Source organism: Xanthomonas hortorum pv. pelargonii, assembly GCF_024499015.1.
Classification (GTDB): domain Bacteria; phylum Pseudomonadota; class Gammaproteobacteria; order Xanthomonadales; family Xanthomonadaceae; genus Xanthomonas; species Xanthomonas hortorum_B.
Genome location: NZ_CP098604.1, coordinates 3,125,062 through 3,142,100 on the forward strand (window position 1 = coordinate 3,125,062; position 17,039 = coordinate 3,142,100).

Annotated in this window: 18 protein-coding genes and 2 tRNA genes; 11 read left to right on the top strand and 9 right to left on the bottom strand. The window is 65.4% G+C overall.

The genetic code is table 11. The features are described 5' to 3' along the window. Window positions 1-2 precede the first annotated feature (2 nt). Complete coding sequence (coq7, locus tag NDY25_RS13670; RefSeq protein WP_168958090.1) at window positions 3-656, bottom strand: 2-polyprenyl-3-methyl-6-methoxy-1,4-benzoquinone monooxygenase; 654 nt, start codon at window positions 654-656, stop codon at window positions 3-5. Between the two features lie 181 nt (window positions 657-837). Here coq7 and rplM point away from each other — a divergent pair, with 181 nt between their 5' ends. Both rplM and rpsI read left to right on the top strand, forming a co-directional pair. Beyond that, window positions 838-1,266 (top strand): 50S ribosomal protein L13, encoded by a 429-nt coding sequence (gene rplM, locus NDY25_RS13675; protein ID WP_006451009.1) that lies wholly within the window; start codon window positions 838-840, stop codon window positions 1,264-1,266. Window positions 1,267-1,268: 2 nt separating this feature from the next. Then, complete coding sequence (rpsI, locus tag NDY25_RS13680) at window positions 1,269-1,661, top strand: 30S ribosomal protein S9 (RefSeq protein ID WP_006451008.1); 393 nt, start codon at window positions 1,269-1,271, stop codon at window positions 1,659-1,661. Between the two features lie 155 nt (window positions 1,662-1,816). Here the strand turns inward: rpsI and NDY25_RS13685 are convergent. After that, window positions 1,817-1,890: transfer RNA gene (locus tag NDY25_RS13685), tRNA-Gln, on the bottom strand. 52 nt (window positions 1,891-1,942) lie between these two features. Continuing rightward, window positions 1,943-2,019: transfer RNA gene (locus NDY25_RS13690), tRNA-Met, on the bottom strand. Between the two features lie 118 nt (window positions 2,020-2,137). On the opposite strand from NDY25_RS13690, the gene NDY25_RS13695 reads away from it, so the two are divergent. The 3 genes from NDY25_RS13695 (at window position 2,138) to bfr (ending at window position 3,762) form a co-directional block, all read left to right on the top strand. Continuing rightward, on the top strand, window positions 2,138-2,755 hold the full coding sequence (locus tag NDY25_RS13695; protein WP_006451007.1) for an RNA pyrophosphohydrolase: 618 nt from the start codon (window positions 2,138-2,140) through the stop codon (window positions 2,753-2,755). A gap of 80 nt (window positions 2,756-2,835) precedes the next feature. Beyond that, entirely contained in the window at window positions 2,836-3,045 is a 210-nt protein-coding gene (locus NDY25_RS13700; protein ID WP_006451006.1) for a (2Fe-2S)-binding protein, read from the top strand. A 246-nt stretch (window positions 3,046-3,291) separates the two neighbouring features. Beyond that, entirely contained in the window at window positions 3,292-3,762 is a 471-nt protein-coding gene (gene bfr, locus NDY25_RS13705) for a bacterioferritin (protein WP_005990707.1), read from the top strand. 85 nt (window positions 3,763-3,847) lie between these two features. On the opposite strand, the gene NDY25_RS13710 is transcribed toward bfr, so the two are convergent. The 3 genes from NDY25_RS13710 to NDY25_RS13720 are packed head-to-tail and all read right to left on the bottom strand — an operon-like array spanning window position 3,848 to window position 8,776. Then, a complete protein-coding gene (locus NDY25_RS13710; RefSeq protein ID WP_256627995.1) occupies window positions 3,848-6,115 on the bottom strand; it encodes an ATP-binding protein in 2,268 nt (755 codons plus the stop codon). A 40-nt stretch (window positions 6,116-6,155) separates the two neighbouring features. Then, the gene (locus NDY25_RS13715; RefSeq protein ID WP_168958088.1) at window positions 6,156-8,111 is read right to left on the bottom strand and encodes an EAL domain-containing protein; all 1,956 of its coding nucleotides are present in this window, start codon (window positions 8,109-8,111) and stop codon (window positions 6,156-6,158) included. 38 nt (window positions 8,112-8,149) lie between these two features. Continuing rightward, window positions 8,150-8,776 (bottom strand): DUF4126 domain-containing protein, encoded by a 627-nt coding sequence (locus NDY25_RS13720; RefSeq protein WP_168958087.1) that lies wholly within the window; start codon window positions 8,774-8,776, stop codon window positions 8,150-8,152. 143 nt (window positions 8,777-8,919) lie between these two features. On the opposite strand from NDY25_RS13720, the gene NDY25_RS13725 reads away from it, so the two are divergent. From NDY25_RS13725 to NDY25_RS13745, 5 genes are all read left to right on the top strand, one after another. Further along, complete coding sequence (locus tag NDY25_RS13725) at window positions 8,920-9,657, top strand: DUF6776 family protein (RefSeq protein ID WP_168958086.1); 738 nt, start codon at window positions 8,920-8,922, stop codon at window positions 9,655-9,657. A gap of 4 nt (window positions 9,658-9,661) precedes the next feature. Beyond that, window positions 9,662-10,111, top strand: a complete 450-nt coding sequence (locus tag NDY25_RS13730; RefSeq protein ID WP_104549716.1) for a bactofilin family protein — start codon at window positions 9,662-9,664, stop codon at window positions 10,109-10,111. An 83-nt stretch (window positions 10,112-10,194) separates the two neighbouring features. Next, a complete protein-coding gene (erpA, locus tag NDY25_RS13735; RefSeq protein ID WP_006451000.1) occupies window positions 10,195-10,581 on the top strand; it encodes an iron-sulfur cluster insertion protein ErpA in 387 nt (128 codons plus the stop codon). A 105-nt stretch (window positions 10,582-10,686) separates the two neighbouring features. Next, window positions 10,687-11,577 (top strand): NAD(+) diphosphatase, encoded by an 891-nt coding sequence (nudC, locus tag NDY25_RS13740; protein WP_168958085.1) that lies wholly within the window; start codon window positions 10,687-10,689, stop codon window positions 11,575-11,577. Between the two features lie 79 nt (window positions 11,578-11,656). Continuing rightward, window positions 11,657-12,550 (top strand): membrane protein, encoded by an 894-nt coding sequence (locus NDY25_RS13745; RefSeq protein ID WP_006450997.1) that lies wholly within the window; start codon window positions 11,657-11,659, stop codon window positions 12,548-12,550. A gap of 42 nt (window positions 12,551-12,592) precedes the next feature. Here the strand turns inward: NDY25_RS13745 and NDY25_RS13750 are convergent, their stop codons facing one another. The 3 genes from NDY25_RS13750 to NDY25_RS13760 form a co-directional block, all read right to left on the bottom strand. Beyond that, window positions 12,593-13,003 carry a DUF2752 domain-containing protein gene (locus NDY25_RS13750; protein WP_168958084.1) on the bottom strand — a complete coding sequence of 137 codons (411 nt, stop codon included), beginning with the start codon at window positions 13,001-13,003 and terminating at the stop codon, window positions 12,593-12,595. Continuing rightward, the gene (locus NDY25_RS13755) at window positions 13,003-13,347 is read right to left on the bottom strand and encodes a CD225/dispanin family protein (protein ID WP_006450995.1); all 345 of its coding nucleotides are present in this window, start codon (window positions 13,345-13,347) and stop codon (window positions 13,003-13,005) included. The genes NDY25_RS13750 and NDY25_RS13755 overlap by 1 nt, the downstream gene beginning before the upstream one ends. 318 nt (window positions 13,348-13,665) lie before the next feature. Continuing rightward, window positions 13,666-15,588, bottom strand: a complete 1,923-nt coding sequence (locus tag NDY25_RS13760) for an MFS transporter (protein ID WP_168958083.1) — start codon at window positions 15,586-15,588, stop codon at window positions 13,666-13,668. A gap of 128 nt (window positions 15,589-15,716) precedes the next feature. On the opposite strand from NDY25_RS13760, the gene NDY25_RS13765 reads away from it, so the two are divergent. After that, window positions 15,717-16,907 carry an MFS transporter gene (locus NDY25_RS13765; RefSeq protein WP_168958082.1) on the top strand — a complete coding sequence of 397 codons (1,191 nt, stop codon included), beginning with the start codon at window positions 15,717-15,719 and terminating at the stop codon, window positions 16,905-16,907. Window positions 16,908-17,039 lie beyond the last annotated feature (132 nt).

The window sequence follows — 17,039 nt, forward strand, 5'->3', positions numbered from 1 at the left end:
GCCTAAAAGCGGTAGGCGATGGTCTTCATGAGCTTGGAGGCCAGTGCCATGGCGCTGGGAATCGGCGGCGGCAGGATGCGGGCGCCGGCCTGTTCGGCCTGATCGGCGTGGCGTGCTTCGTCGATCTTCATCACGCGCAGGATGGCGCGACTGCGCTGGTCGATCGCAGGCAGGGTCTCCAGGTGCTCGTCCAGATGGGCTTCGACCTGGCGCTCGGTCTCGACCACGAAGCCCAGGCTCCAGTCGTCGCCGCGCAATCCGGCCAGTGCGCCGAGGGCGTAGCTGCCGGCGTACCAGAGCGGGTTGAACAGGCTGGGGCGGCTGTCCAGTTCGTGCAGACGGTCGGCGCACCAGGCCAGGTGGTCGGTTTCTTCCTGCGCCGCTTCCAGTAAGTGTTGCTGGGTGTGGGCATCGCGGGCGACCGCCGCCTGGCCGAAGTACAGGCCTTGGGCGCAGACCTCGCCGACATGGTTGATGCGCATCAGCCCGGCGGCATGCCGGCGTTGGTCTGGTTCAAGCGCGATGTCAGGTGTGTCGGCGGCTGGATTGGGTCGCTCGGCGGGCGGGTTGCCGAACACCGTGTCCAGCGCGCGCTGGCCTTCGACCAGGAGCCGGTCGAGCGGGCTATGCAGTCGGAATGAAGAGGTCTGGGTCATCCGGCGATTCTGGCCCCCGGCCGGTGTGCTGCCAACCGTCCAGCACCGGCCGGTGGGGCGACTTGCGCCACCACGGGGCGTCCCGTACAATCCCGCCTCTTCTGTTTCGCCTTCACAACGCGTGGCAAAGTTCCAGCGGTCATTACCGCTGCAATCCGCCCGACTACTCAAGAGCTTCCTCATGACTACGTTCACCGCCAAGTCCGAGACCGTCCAGCGCGACTGGTATCTCGTTGACGCCGCCGGCAAGACGCTTGGCCGTCTCTGCACCGAACTGGCTAGCCGCCTGCGCGGTAAGCACAAGCCGATCTATACCCCTCACGTCGATACTGGCGATTACCTCGTGGTGATCAATGCCGAAAAGATCGTGGTCACGGGCAACAAGCTGAAAGACAAGAAGTATCACCGCTTCACCGGCTACATCGGTAACTTGAAGACCGAGAGCCTGGAGCAGGCGCTGCAGCGCCACCCGGAGCGCGTGATCGAAATCGCCGTCAAGGGCATGCTGCCGAAGGGTCCCCTGGGCCGCACCATGTACCGCAAGCTCAAGGTCTATTCGGGTGCCGAGCATCCGCACGCCGCTCAGCAGCCGCAAGTTCTGGATATCTAATCATGGCTATCACGCAAAACTACGGCACCGGTCGCCGCAAGTCCTCCACCGCTCGCGTGTTCCTGCGCAAGGGTACCGGCAACATCTCGGTCAACGGCCTGCCGTTGGACAAGTTCTTCGGTCGCGAAACTGCGCGCATGATCGTGCGTCAGCCGCTTGAGCTGACCAAGAACACCGAAAGCTTCGACATCCTGGTCACCGCCTCCGGCGGCGGCACCACCGGCCAGGCCGGTGCGATCCGTCTGGGCATCGCCCGTGCGCTGGTCGAATACGACGAAACCCTGAAGTCCGAGCTGCGCAAGGCTGGCTTCATGACCCGTGACGCCCGCGAAGTCGAGCGTAAGAAGGTCGGTCTGCACAAGGCCCGTCGCGCTACCCAGTTCTCCAAGCGCTGATCCATCGCGTTTGCTGCGTCCCGGTTCGCCGGGACGCCTGCTTCAAAAGCCCGGCCACGCCGGGCTTTTGTCGTTTTGGGGTGTGTAAATTTCGCTTGCCTGAAAGTCATCAGGCAACAAAAAAGGCCCGATCTTTCGATCGGACCTTTTGTGTTTGGCTGCCCCGGATGGATTCGAACCACCGATGCCTGAGTCAGAGTCAGGTGCCTTACCGCTTGGCGACGGGGCAATAAAACGTGTTGGTCCAAGATTATCGCATGCCCGTGTGCGCATGAATACCTTGGTGGCTATGGGTGGACTCGAACCACCGACCCCAGCATTATGAGTGCTGTGCTCTAACCGGCTGAGCTACATAGCCTAGGGAGCCGGCAATTCTCACTACGTGCCCGTGTGTTGTCAAGCATTTCGTTTTCAGCTTGTGAGCTGGCCGTCGCCGTGGCAGAGTCGGTGACAGTAGATTTTCAGGAGTCCGCATCGTGATCGATCCGGACGGCTTCCGGCCAAACGTTGGCATCGTGCTGATGCGGCAAGACGGTCAGGTGTTCTGGGCACGACGTGTGCGCAGGGACGGCTGGCAGTTCCCGCAAGGCGGCATGAATACCGATGAGACACCCGTCGAAGCCATGTACCGCGAGTTGCGCGAAGAAACCGGGTTGTTGCCCGAGCATGTGTCCGTGCTCGGCGCCACCCCTGGATGGCTACGCTATCGCCTGCCAAGCCGGGCGGTGCGCCGCAACGAGCGCCAGGTATGCATCGGCCAGAAGCAGGTCTGGTTCCTGCTGCAATTCACTGGCGAAGAATCCCACCTCAAGCTCGACCATACCGATACCCCGGAGTTCGACCACTGGCGCTGGGTGGATTTCTGGTATCCGGTCGAGCATGTGGTGATGTTCAAGCGCGGCGTCTACGCGCGTGCGCTGCGCCATCTGGCGCCACTGGCGCAGAACCTGGCGGGGCCGGCCGCTGTCGGGGTGATGCCCGAGCGTGCGCTGGAGGCGTGGTTGCCAGGCAGCAGCGCAGCGGGGCACGATAGCCCACGCAAGCGTCCGCGTAAGCGCAGCGGGGCTCGCACGGTGCGGATTAATAATGATTAACGTTTGGAATTGACACCTATTCTCGTTTGCGGTGCAATCAGTCCCGGTCCTCTCCGGATCGCCAGCACCCGACCGATACCGTGTACGTCTGCATCTGTAATGGGGTCACCGACCACCAGATCCGCGAAGCGGCCCAGAGTGGTTGCGCCAGCCTGGCCGAGCTGACCATGCGCACCGGCTGTGGTTCCAACTGCGGTTCGTGCCTGGAGATGGCCAGCGACCTGCTGAGCCAGGCGCACGCGACCCGCGCGCTGCCGTTGCCCATGCTGGGGCTGGCGAGCGCAGCCTGAGGCGTGCAACGTCGCGCGCTGTGACGGCCGGTAGATTCGACCAGCGTCTCTCGAACATCTCTCCAGGATTGCGCGGTCGACGGTTTTCCTTCGAGATCGAGCGCGGGGTCGGCCCAGGCTAAGGGCAGTACGGCGCTCCACACAGCGGTCGACTCACGCGTCCCGCAACTGATCACGATTCGCGTTCCTTCATGCGTCGCGCCAACGCGTTAGAGTGCGGCCGGCTCACTGTCTCGGAGACATCGCATGAAGGGCGATACCAAAGTCATCGAGTACCTCAACAAGGTGCTCTACAACGAACTCACTGCGATCAACCAGTACTTCTTGCACGCCAAGATGCTGAAGAACTGGGGCCTGAAAGAACTGGCCGAGCATGAGTACAAGGAATCCATCGACGAAATGAAGCATGCGGACAAGCTATCCGACCGCATCCTGTTTCTCGAAGGGCTTCCCAATTTTCAGGCGCTGGGCAAGCTGCGTATCGGTGAGAACCCGACCGAGATGTTCCGTTGCGATCTGGCGCTGGAGCGCGAAGCGGTGGCTGTGCTGCGCGAGGCGGTGGCGTATGCGGAGACCGTCAACGACTACGTGAGCCGTCAGCTGCTGGTGGACATCCTGGAGTCGGAAGAAGAGCACATCGACTGGCTGGAGACGCAGCTGGACCTGGTGGCGCGGATTGGTGAGCCGAATTATTTGCTGACCAAGCTGGATGATTGAGGTCTGCTGAGGGAGCTGTGGGGTTGTTCTTGGGCGGCGCGTTTTGTTGGCTACCTGGTATGACTCGGCACAGGCTCCTGATCGCTCAGCTGGCGGCGTGGGTCTTGGCTTGCAGGCGGGCGACCTGGCCGAGTAGTGCCAGGCGGGCGCGGGCGTATTCGGCGATGACCAGCGCCACCATCACCGAGGGGCGTTCGACGGTGCCGGTGCGTGCGGCCAGTTCGATGCGGCGTGCTGCGTTGGAGACCGCCTGGGCGCCGACGTTGGCGCTGGACGACTTGAGCGTGTGAGCCAAGTCGCGCAGCTGCATGCTGTCGCGATTGGCTGCTGCGGTTTCGAGCTGTTCGATGATGCCCGGCGCATCTTCCAGGAACAGCTGCAGGATGGTGATGGTGTCTGCGCCCGCCACCTCGTACAGCTCGTCGATGACGCTGTTGTCCAAGATCGGCAGCGCACGCGCCTGAGCGGCGTTGCTGGCGCTTTCGGACTCCACACTGGCTGCGCCACCACTGGTCGGACCGGGCAGCGCAGGCTGGCGTGGCAGCCAGCGCTGCAGGCAGGCATCCAGTTGCTCGCGTGCGACCGGCTTGGACAGGTAGTCATCCATGCCGGCGGCCAGGCAGCGTTCCCGATCGCCGGCCATGGCGTTGGCAGTCATCGCCACGATCGGGATCGGGCGGCCGCCACTTTCGGTTTCCATCGCGCGCCAGCGCCGGGTGGCGGCATAGCCGTCCAGTACCGGCATCTGGCAATCCATGAAGACCATGTCGTAGCGGGTGGATTCCATGCTGCTCAGCGCGGCTTCGCCATCGGTGGCGGTGTCGGCGTCGAAGCCGAGCACGGCCAGCAGCTTCTGCGCGACCAGCAGGTTTACCGGGTTGTCTTCCACCAGCAGGATGCGCACCTCGCGTGCGTTGGCCAATGGGGGCGCCAACGGCTCGGGGATCATCGCCGAGGCCAGCGTGAGTGATTGGGCCGGCGTTGGATCGGGCGGCAGCACCAGCGAGCGCAGCGTCTCGTCCGGACTCTGGCGCGGCACCAGGGTGGCGTGGTCCTGCAGTTCCGAAGGCACCGGTTCGTCGCCGTAGAGCCAGATCAGGCGCGAGCCGCCGAGGTCTTCCGGGTGGGCCAATGCGCGATGCACGGCGCGGGCGCTGTAGCGCAGCGTGTCGTGGTCGGCGATGACGCAGCGGAAGCCTTCGGTGTCGCTGTGGCGGCGCACGCGCTCCAGCGCTTCCTGGGTGGTTTCCATCAGCACACTCGACACGCCCCAGCTGTCGAGCAGGCGCTTGAGGCGCTGCGACAGGCGCGTGTCGGAACTGATCACCATGACGCGTGCGGCGTCGGCGCCAGTGTTCTGTTGCAGGTCACCGATGACCTTGAGCAGCGGGATCTCGAACCAGAAGGTGGCGCCGCGCCCGGGCTCGGATTCCACCCCGATGCGGCCGCCCATCAGGTCGATGATGCGCTTGCAGATCGCCAGCCCCAGCCCGGTGCCGCCGTACAGGCGGGTGGTGGAGGCGTCGGCCTGAGCGAATGAGCGGAACAGACGTGCCTGCTGGTCCTGCGCAATGCCGATCCCGGTGTCGCGGATCTGGAAGCGCAGCAGATGCTGAGCGCGGGTTTCGCCAAGACGACGCAGCTGGATATCCACGCTGCCACGTTCGGTGAATTTGATTGCGTTTCCGATCAGGTTGCCCAGCACCTGGCGCAGGCGGATCGGGTCGCCGCGCACCAGCAGGCGCACCGATGGCTCGATCTCCAGACCGATGCGCAACTGGCGGCCTTCGGCGGTGCGCTGCAACAGCTGCACGACGCCGTCGAGCAGTTCGCGCAGGTTGAAGGTGGTGATCTCCAGTTCGAGCTTGTTGGCTTCGAGTTTGGAGTAGTCGAGGATGTCGTCAACGATGCGCAGCAGCTGCAGCGAACTGCCGGTGGCGGTCTGCAGCATGTCGCGCTGATCCAGGCTGAGCTGGCCGCTGGAGATCAGTTCCAGCATCGGAATGATGCCGTTGAGCGGGGTGCGGATCTCATGGCTCATGGTGGCCAGGAATTCGCCCTTGGCCAGCGTGGCGGCCTCGGCGGCCTGTTTGGCGCGCAGCAGTTCCTGCTCGAGTTCGCCCTGGCGTTGCAGCTCCTGCTGCAGGCGCTCGCGGGCGACCTCGGCTTCTTCCAGGCGTTGTGCCAACGCATGCTGCGCGTGTGCACTGCGATACGCGGCGATGGCAGCGCACACGCCCAATACCACCGCGAGCGCTGCAGATGTTGCCGTCAACGCCAGCCATGGACCATCGATGGCAGACCACTGCAGGCCTGCCCCCAGCGCTGCGGCAAGGGCGGCCAGCGTGGCCAGGCTGCTCCAGGCGCGAAGGCCTCCTGCCCGCGCTGTCACTTCACAGCACCGCGTTCGTGAAGTCGAAGTCCAGTTCCTTGCCGACCGTCTGCACCAGGTTGCCCTGGATGAAGTCCACGCCGCTCATCCACATCGCTGCGGCCGCCTGCGGATCTTCGATGCGCTGGCCGATGATCAGCAAACCGCGCTGATGGGCGATATCGATCACGCTGCGCAGTTGATCGCGCACTGTGGCATTGCCGTGGGCGTCGGCAAAGCGGTTGGCCATGCGCACGAAACTCAGCGGCAATTGGCTCAACAGCGCGTTGGCTTCGTCGCCGGGCTCGAACTGGCTGAGGCAGAACTGCACGCCAGCCGGCATCAGCTTGGCGCAGAACTGCTGCACGGTGACCGCGTGGATCAAGGCATCGTCCAGGCGCAGATCCACGATCAGCGATTGCCCGGCCACGCCGCGTTCGACCAGCGCCGCGAGCAGCCAGTCGGCGAAGGCATCGCGCGCCAGTGTGCGCGGGGATTGCGAGACGAACAGGCGCAGCGGCGGATGGGCATGCTGGTACAGATGCAGCAGGCCGAGCGCGTGATCCATGACCTGCTGGTCCAGATCGGCGATGCGTCCGGCGGCTTCGGCGGCGGGAATCACCTGGCCGGCCGACAGTAGCGTTCCATCGGCCTGGCGCAGCCGCAGCAGCACCTGGTACTGCGCGGTGTCGCCACCGGCCACCGCCACGATGGGCTGATAGGCCAGTTCGAGCTGGCCTTCGACCAGGCGCAGTTGCTCCTGTTGCTCGGCCTGGCTGGGGGCCAGATAGACCTGCACGCCGTCGCTGCGCAGGCGTGCCTGCAAGGCGGTGCGTTCGACTGCTTCCAGCGCACTGCCGGTGTCGTCGAAGCCAAGTCCCAGCGGTGCGACGCCAATGGCGCAGCGCACGTGCACGGATTCTTCTTCGCGCACCGAGAAGGCATTGGCGGACAGCCGCTGGCGGATCTCCAGCGCGTGCTGTTCCAGACTGTTTTCGGGCATGTCCACGCCCAGCAGCAGGAAGCTGTTGTCGTTCAAACGCGCCAGTGGATACGGGTGCGCAGCGCTGGCCAAGCGATGGCCGGCCTGGGTCATCAGGCGCTCGTAGGCGGCATAACCGTAGCGCTCACGCAGACCGAGCGCACTGGCGATTTCGATAAAGAACAAGCCGCCGGACTGCTTGCGCGCCAGCGCCTCGGCGAGCAGTCCCATCACATGGTTGCGCGTCGGCAAGCCGGTTTCCGGATTGCTGCGCACGCTGACCTGTTCGCCGGTCTGTTGCAGCGCCTGTTGGCGCGCGCGGCGAATGCGATTGGACACCGCGGCGATCAGGTGGCGCGGGCGGATCGGCTTGGTCAGGAAATCGTCGGCGCCGCTGTCGAGCACTTCGAACTGGCGCTCCGGATCCGGGTCGCCGGTCAGGAACACGATCGGCAGCAACTGCTGGCCGGGTTGTTGGCGGATCAAGGTGGTCAGGCGGATGCCGTCCAGCTCGGGCATGTGCAGATCCATCAGGATCAGATCCGGGTGGTAGTCCTGGATCGCCTGCGGCACGCTGGCGGCGGTCATTTCCACCTGCGCATGCATGCCGGCGCCGTGCAACACGCTTTGTGCGAACAAGGCTTGCGAGCGGTCGTCTTCGACGATTAGCACGCGATACGGCGCATCGGCCGCTACGCTGCCGTCGCCTTCGCGCGTTGCCGCCTGTGGGGCCGATGGCGGGGCTGCCGGCGTGGCGCGCGCAGCGCTGATCGGGGTCACCGTTTGCGCTTGAGCTATCGGCGCGGCTGGGCCGGGCGCGGCCACGCCCGCAGGTGCGGGAATGATTGCCGCACTCACCGGCGCAGCGCTGTCGGAAGCAGCCGTCTCGTCGAGCCAACGGCGCCAATAGTCGGCCGGCGGCGTCTCTGCGCGCAGCAGACGATTGCGCGTGGCGGTGTCGTCACGGGTGGAAGGAACCGGATCTCGGGCGGCCATCGATACTCCCTACAGTCGCGCTGATTATGCGATGAACTTCACGATAGCGGGGAGCGGCGTGCAGCCGACGTGGTGACCGGCCGCATGGGTGCGACCAGCCGACGCATGCCCCGCCACAGCAGGCGCCATACCCACCACACCACCAGCGCGGCCAGCACGCTGGAGCCCACTGCAACACTCAGTGCCAGCCACGGATGCGCCAGTGCCAGCGCCAGTGCGGTGGTGGCGACGGCGTCTTCGGTGAGCGATGCGATCCAGTTGCTGGCCGGCTCCGGCGAGGTGTTGAGCAAGGCGCGGGTACCGGCTTTGAGCGTGTGGCTGGTCAGCGCCACGCCGGCGCCGGCCGCCAGTGCGCCCGTGCCCAAATCGCCATCGGGCGAGAGCGTGGCTGCAGCCAGAAACGCACCGGCCGGCACGCGGGCCAGCGTCTGCAGCAGGTCCCAGCCCGAATCCACGCCGGGGATCTTGTCGGCAAAGAATTCGGCCACGGCCAGTGCGCCCGAGGTGCCCAGCACCCACCAGGATTGTGCCGGATGCAGGGCAGGCGGCAGTTCGATCCAGCCGAGCAGGCCGGCCAGGCCGACGCCGAACACGGTGAGATAGACACGGATGCCTGCCAGCCAGGCCAGCAGGATGCCGATCACGAACAGGTGGGCTTCGCTCATGGCGTCGTCAGTCTCTGCAAACAATTGCAGAACTATCGCAGAACTTTGGGATAACCGCCGGTCCAGCGCCAGCACGACGGTCGGTGGCGCTCTGGCACACTACGCCGCCCATGACTGCGCCGGCCTGTCCGGACCCGATGCCCATGCGACCAGCCGCACGCGTTCAGATCGTCCAACGTGACTCGGGTGGTGGCCGTTCCAGCGGCCGCTGGCTGTGGTTGGTGATCGTCCTGGTGTGGCTGGCATCGCTGGGCGGGGTGTGGTGGATGGCCAGCCGCACAGCCGCGCCGCGTCTGGTCGAGGCCGAGGCGGCGTTGCAGCAGGCGCAGCGTAGCCAGGCCCAGCAACGACGGCTGATCGAGCAACTACAGCAGCGCCAGGTCAATCTGGCGATGTCCGACAAGATCAGCCGCGCCGCCAATACCGAGGTGCAGGCCTCGCTGGCAGAGCGCGACGAACAGATCGCCGCACTACGCGCCGATGTGGCGTTCTACGAGCGGCTGGTGGGCTCCACCGCGCAGCGCAAGGGGCTCAACGCGCATTCGGTGCAGTTCACCGCCGAGGCCGGCGGCACCTGGAATTACAGCGTGGTGCTGACCCAGAACCTCAACCGCGGTGCGATCAGCCAGGGGCAGCTGCGCTTTGCGGTGGAAGGCGTGCGCGCCGGCAAGCTGGTGACGGTGAGCTGGAACGAGCTGCACCAGAAACCCGACGCCGCCGGACAGCCGTACTCGTTCCGCTATTTCCAGCAATTGGACGGCAGCGTGATCCTGCCGAAGGATTTCACTCCGCAACGTGTCAAAATCTCCCTGAGCGGCGATGGGGCGCCGGTCAATCAGACATTCGACTGGAAAGTCGCCGGCAATGGCGCGGGGGAGTAGCTCTATGTTCGGAAACAAGTCCAACCGTGGTGCGCAGACCGTGGTCGACACCTTGATCGGGCCGCAAGTGATCATTCGCGGCGACCTGATGTTCAGCGGCGGGCTGTATGTGGAAGGCCGCATCCTGGGCAAGGTCATTGCCGAAGACGGCGCCAGCGCCATCCTGACGGTGGCCGAGCAGGGCAGCATCGAGGGTGAAGTGCGCGCGCCGGTGGTGATCATCAACGGCCAGCTGACCGGCGATGTGCATGCCGCCGAGCGGGTCGAACTGGCCGCCAACGCGCGCGTGGAGGGCAATGTGCATTACCAGGTGGTGGAGATGAGCGCCGGTGCGCAGCTCACCGGACGGTTGATCCACGCCGCCAGTGCAGGCGCAACCGCTGCGTTGCCGGCGCCGGACGCCAGCCGCGCCGAGCCTGTCAAAACCCTGCAAGCCGAAACCGCCGACGCCTGAATGCCTTGTGTGCGGCTGAAGCGCGGCACGGGGTTCGGCAGCCACCGCTTGAAGTGGGGCCGTCTGGCCCCCATGCTGACGCCATGAGCACGCTCGTTTCGCTTCCCACCGCCGCCCCGGCACCGGACTATCAGTCCATCGACCGGCCACTGAACTTTTCCGTGGCCGCCGCCGCCAAGGTGCGCGAGCTGATCCAGGAAGAAGGCAATGCCGAGCTGGCGTTGCGTGTGTACATCCAGGGCGGTGGCTGTTCCGGCTTCCAGTACGGCTTCGAGTTCGATGAGAACCGTGCCGAAGACGACCTGTCCGTGGCCACCGATGGGGTGACGCTGTTGGTCGACCCGCTGAGCCTGCAATACCTGATGGGTGCCGAAGTGGACTACACCGAAAGCCTGACCGGTGCGCAGTTCGTGATCCGCAATCCCAACGCCAAGACCACCTGCGGGTGCGGTAGCAGCTTCAGCGTTTGATCGCGCGTCTTAGGTGATTGCGCGTCTGAACAGGCGCCGTTGAGAGCCCGCAACTTGCACGCAACATGGTTGCGGGTGTCGCCGATTATCGGCAGGCTTGCGCCGATGTCCGAGTCTCTCTTTTCAACCTCCGAATGTGCCTTCACCCACGCGCCGCTCGATCGTGGCGATCTGTTGCGTGACGATCCCGATGCCTTGGCGCGTCTGTGGCCGCAGGGCCGCGTCTTGTTGCTCGATGCCAAGGGCGCTGCGCTCGCCGACGCGCAGGGCCAGCCCTTGCTGATGGAGGGCGCGGCGCTCGGCGACGGGCCGGAGGCGGCGATTTTTCTGGGCCTGCGCGATGACGTCGGCTGGTTTTGCTTGCCGGCCGATCAGAGCGGCGTGCAGGCGCCGCAAAGCATCGATCTGCGGCAGGCCGCTGCCGATTGGCCGGCCGACATCGCCACAGCCTTCGCCTACGCGCGCGCGATGTTGCATTGGCAGTCGCGCACGCGGTTTTGCGGTGTGTGTGGCGGGGCGATCGCCTTCCGGCGTGCCGGCTTCATCGCGCATTGCACGCAGTGTCAGACCGAGCATTACCCGCGCGTGGATCCGGCCATCATCGTGGCGGTCAGCGATGGCGAGCGCGTGTTGTTGGGGCGGCAGGCAAGTTGGGCGCCGGGGCGGTATTCGGTGATTGCCGGCTTCGTCGAACCCGGCGAATCGCTGGAGCAGACCGTGGCGCGTGAAGTCTTCGAAGAAACCCGCGTCGTGGTGCAGGACTGTCGTTATCTAGGCGCGCAACCGTGGCCCTTCCCGGGTGCGTTGATGCTGGGTTTTACCGCGCGTGCTGCAGCCACCGAGGTGCCGCAGGTGACCGGCGAGCTGGAAGACGCGCGTTGGGTCACGCATGCCGAGGTCACCGCTGCATTGGCGGGCGAGGGCAGCATCGGCTTGCCGCCACGTATTTCCATCGCGCGCGCGCTGATCGAGCACTGGCACCGCACGCATGGTTGAGCCTGGCCGATCATTGCAACGCGGGCAGATCAGGTGCGCTGGCATCGGCTCGGCTAGACTCGGCTGAGGAGGCCCACCCATGTTCACCACCCTGGTTGCTGTCGTCGTCGCACTCGCATTGGGACACCTGGTGCCTGCTCACGTGGTGCGGCTGCGACGTTTTGAATGGTTCGCCCACTGGTTGCGCCGGCTGGATAGTCATGCGGCCGGGCGCGGTGCGTGGCAGGGGCGCTATGGCGTGCTGCTGGCGCTTTTGCCGGCCTTGCTGGTTGTCCTGCTGCTGCAATGGCTGCTGGACGACGTGTGGCGCGGGTTTTTGGCCTTGCTGTTCGGTGTGGCGGTGCTGGCCTGGACCTGGGGGCCGCGCGACCTGGATCGCGATGTGGAAGCGGTGATCGATGCCGACGAGCCCGGCGCACGTCGCGATGCGATTGCGCAGTTGCAGGCAGCCGGCGGCAGCGTGCACGAAGATGCGCCGTCGTTGGTGGAAGCGGTGGTGGTCAACGGCCTGCGGCGCTGGTTCGCAGTGTTGTGGTGGTTTTTGCTGCTGGGGCCGTTCGGGGCTGTGCTGTATCGGCTCACGGCATTGGCGGTGGAAAGCCCGCTGTCGGTACTGCTGCCGCCACGCAATCTGGCCGGCGCGCGCTGGTTGCTGGCAGCGCTGGAGTGGCCGGTGGCGCAGTTGATCACCGTCTCGATGGCGCTGGTGGGCAATTTCGACACGGTGTTCCGCGCCTGGCGGCAAGCGCACGGCAATCGGTGGTCGTTGGAGCCGCATTTTCTCGGTGCGGTGGCGCGTGCCAGCGTCAGCGCCGAGCTACGCGAAGAAGCGCACGACTACACCGATTCGGGGTTGGTGCCGGTGTGGCGTCGCCTGCCGGAAGTGCGCGATGCGATGAGCCTGGTCTGGCGCGTGCTGCTGCTATGGATGGTGGTTCTGGCGTTGCTGGTGATTGCCGGGTGGGTGCGGTAGGCGCGCAGCCATGATTTCGATTGAGCGGCTGTTCGCGACCTGCTAGCCCGGTGCCAGCAAGGTAAACGGGTACCAAGGCAAATTCCTGGCAACCCAATACGTCGGCAACGCCCATAACCAGAACTTCGGCTCGGACATCACTGCCACGATGGGTGCGAACCAGCGCGCGCGCCAGCCGGCTTTCCAGGCGATCAGGCCGGGCAGGGTGAACAGGCCGAGCACGGCGGCGGGGTTCATTGCGAAGGCGCCGGGCAGATCGAAGTGCACCAGCGCGTACAGCGCGCGGGTTATGCCGCAACCGGGGCAATAGCAGCCGGTCACGGCACGGAATACGCAGGGCGGGAACGGGCTATTGCTCGCGTTCGGATCGAAGCGATACAGCAAGCTCACGCCGAAGGCGGCCACGCTGGTGGCCGCCCCGAGTCCAAGCCAATGGCGTGGACGCAACTCCATTACTGCATGTGCTGCAACTGCTGCATGTAGTCCATGTAGCCCTGCATGCCGCCGGTAGCGACCATGCCGATGTTGATCAGAAGACCGATGACGGCCAGCACGCTGGTCACGATGCACCAGGTCTTGGCGGTGTTGGAGGCGCGACGTGCGCCGTCGATGTCGCCCTGGTTGAGCAGGCCGTTGACCTTGCTGGAGAACACGATCGCCACGATGCCGCTGATCAGGGCCGGGCAGCACAGGCAGAAGCCGAGCACGGTGGAGACGATCGCCCAGATCAGGTGATTGGGGACCGGGCCGGGTGCGGCGCTGGACGAGGGATGGATCGGCGGTGGGATGGCACTCATGGTGAAGCTCCTTGGGTGGTAAACGACTGCGAACTGATGGGTGAGTGGGGAGGGTTATTGGGTGGGTGCCGCAGCACTGGCGACGGTCGTAGGCACGGGTACACAACGGCTGCACATGGCTACCGGCGCGATCGCCGGCCGCTGCAATGAGCAGCAGCAGCCGATCGCGGCAGATGCCTCAGGCGCGATGATGTTGAGCACGACGACTTCCCCCAAGACGACCTGTCGCGTTCGCCAGGCGAGCGCGGCGGCAAAACGTGTGATGGCGCACAGGCTACTCGCGGCGCGCGACGGACGCAAAGCCCGCGCTCGCCGCACTCATGGCTGATCCTGACGCAGTGCCCGCACCTGCTGTTCGAGCAGCGCGGCGGTCGCCTCGTTGCCGGGAACCGCTGCCGCTGCGGCCACTTCGATATGCGCGCGCATCCTGCGCGGCACGCGCATGCGGCCCAGACGGGTGTCGCGGCGGCTCCACATGCTCGACCACATGCCGCGCAGCGCCATCGGAATCACCGGCACCTGGCGGCGCTCAAGGATCTTTTCCACGCCAGATTTGAACGGCGCAATCTCGCCATCCTTGGTCAATGCGCCCTCGGGGAAGATGCACACCAGCTCGCCGTCGGCCAGCGCCGCATCGATGCGGTCGAAGGCCTGCTGCATCAGCGTGGGGTCTTCGCGCGCGCCGGCGATCGGAATCGCCTTGGCGGTGCGGAAGATCCAGCGCATCACCGGGATACGGAAGATCTTGTAGTACATGACAAAGCGCACCGGGCGCGGAATCACCGCCGACAGGATCAGTGCGTCCATGTAGCTGACGTGGTTACACACCAGCAGCGCGGCGCCTTCATCCGGCACATGGCGCTCGATGCCGTGCAGACGCGGCCGATACAGCGCGCTCACCAGCACCCAGCTGAGAAAGCGCATCAGGAACTCGGGCACCAGCGTGAAGATCCACAGGGCCACCAGCGTGTTGGCCAGCGCCAGCGCCAGAAACACCTGCGGAATGCTCAGGCCCGGCAGCGGAATGCGCACGCCGAACAGCACCAGCTGCGGCAACTGCAGCGCGATGCCGATGATGGCGGCGGTGACGATGAACAACGAATTCTGGATATTGAGCCCGGCGATGACGCGCGAGAGTTCGGCCTTGGGCGTGCGGCTCTGGATCAGCGCGAACAACGGCACCACAAACAAACCGGTGAACAGGCCAATGCCGACCAGATCCACGATCAAACGCACGCTGCCGGGCTGCTGCACAAACTGGCTGATCGACAGATTGCTGGCGGGCGCAGCGCCCGGGCGCGCGAAATAAAGATCCAGCAAAAACGCGCTGATGCCGAACGCACCCAGCGGCACCAACCCGATTTCCACGGTGCGCCCGGACAGCCGTTCGCACAGCAACGAACCCACGCCGGTGCCGATCGAAAACAGCGCCAGCGCGAACACGTACAGATCCTGCTGCCCGCCAAGATTGACCTGCGCGTAAGTCGGCAACTGCGCGGTCAGCACGGTGCCGACAAACCAGAACCACGACACCCCGAGCACGGCGTTGCGCACTGCCGGCGTGCGCCGGGTCAGGCGCATGATGGCGCGCGATTCGGGAATGGGGTTCCAGTTGATGGTCAGCTCGGGCGCGCCGGCATCGACCTTGGGCACCAGCCGCGCGACCAGGTTGCCGGTGACGGCAATGGCAATGACCGCGGTGGCCGCGGCCTCCGGTCCGTGGCTGCCGGCGATCTGGAAGATCAGCCCACCAAAGATCATGCCGCACAGGATCGAGATCGAGGTGCCCATCTCGACCAGGCCGTTGCCGCCGGTGAGTTCCTCGGGTTTGAGCACCGAGGGCAGGATCGAATATTTCACCGGCCCGAACAGCGTGGACTGCAGGCCGGTGCAGAACAGCGCGATCAGCAGGATCGGCATGTTCTCGGTGAGAAAGCCCACCGCGGCCAGCGACATGATCGCGATCTCCATCGTGGTGGTGATCACGATGAGCTTCTGCTTCTCCAGCTTCTCGGCGATCTGCCCGGCCAGCGCGGAGAACAGGAAGTACGGCAGTATGAACAATGCCGGCGCCAGATTGGTGTACAGCGTGCGCTGCGCCGCATCGATGCCCAGGTAGAACAACAGGCCGATGATGGCCTGCCGATAGACATTGTCGTTGAACGCGCCCAACGCCTGCACGGCGAAGAACGGCAAGAAGCGGCGCTGCCTGAGCAGGGCGAACTGACTGTGACCGGACATGCAGTTTCCTTTGCGAACGCGCGCAGCCTAGCAGGCTTCCACGGCGGGCTGGTGCATGGTACGATGCACGCTTGGAAGATGCCGCGTCACCGCCCACACTGCGCGCCTCTCCTTAGCAGACTCCTGTCATGACCGTCGAATCCGCTGCGCATCCACCATTGCCGCGTCGGCTGGTGCTGCTGATGGCCGCGGCCACCGGGCTGGCGGTGGCGAGCAACTATTACGCGCAGCCGTTGTTGGAGACGCTGGCGCAGGCATTCGGGATCCAGGTGCGCAGTGCCGGGGCGGTGGTGACTGCCGCGCAGCTGGCCTATGCGGCCGGGCTGCTGTTGCTGGTGCCGCTGGGCGACCGGCTGGAGCGGCGCGGGCTGATCGTCGGCCTGTTCGTGCTCAGCGCGCTCGGCCTGCTGGTGAGCGCGGCCTCGCACAGCTTCGGCATGTTGCTGGCGGGCACCATCGTGACCGGTGCCAGCTCGGTGGCGGCGCAGATTCTGGTGCCGTTTGCGGCGACCCTGGCCGCACCGCACGAGCGCGGGCGGGTGATCGGCACGGTGATGAGCGGGTTGTTGCTGGGCATCCTGCTGGCGCGTACGGCCGCGGGGGTGCTGGCCGGTGTTGGCGGCTGGCATACGGTGTACTGGATCGCATCAGGTTCATTGCTGGTCACGGCCTGGCTGCTGTGGCGCGGGTTGCCGCGGCATCCGGGCAATGCGCAGTTGTCGTATCCGCAGTTGGTGGGATCGGTACTGACGCTGCTGCGCGACGATGCGGTGCTGCGTTCGCGCGCGGTGCTGGGCGGGCTGATCTTTGCCGGCTTCAGCATGTTCTGGACCACGCTGGCGTTTTTGCTGTCTGGGCCACTTTATGGCTATGGCACGGCGGTGATCGGGCTGTTCGGTTTGATCGGCGCGGCTGGTGCGCTGGCCGCCAATCGCTCCGGCCATTGGTCCGATCACGGGCATGGCGATCGGGTCAGTTGGGGCGGGCTGGTGATGTTGCTGCTGTCGTGGGGATTGCTTGCGTTTGCGCCGCAATCGATCGGCTTGCTGATCGTCGGCGTGCTGCTGCTTGATATCGCGGTGCAAGGCGTGCATATCGCCAACCAGAGCGTGATCTATCAGCGCAATCCCAATGCGCGCAATCGCATTACCTCGGCCTACATCACCTGCTACTTCATCGGCGGCGCGGTGGGTTCGACATTGGGCACGGCGGCGTATGCGCAGGCCGGCTGGAACGGCGTGGTGATCGGTGGCGCAGTGCTGGCTGTGGCGGCGTTGGGGTGGGTGTGGCTGATCGTGGTGCGCAAGCAGTGGAAGTAAATGCGGCTGACAGAGCGACGACGCGGCCATCGGATGAAGGTGGCCTGTGCTTGCATCGCATCGCCCGTGATCCGGCTATCCACATGGATGCTGCATTGGTTGCGCGGCATCCTTGCCCACAGACTAAGGACG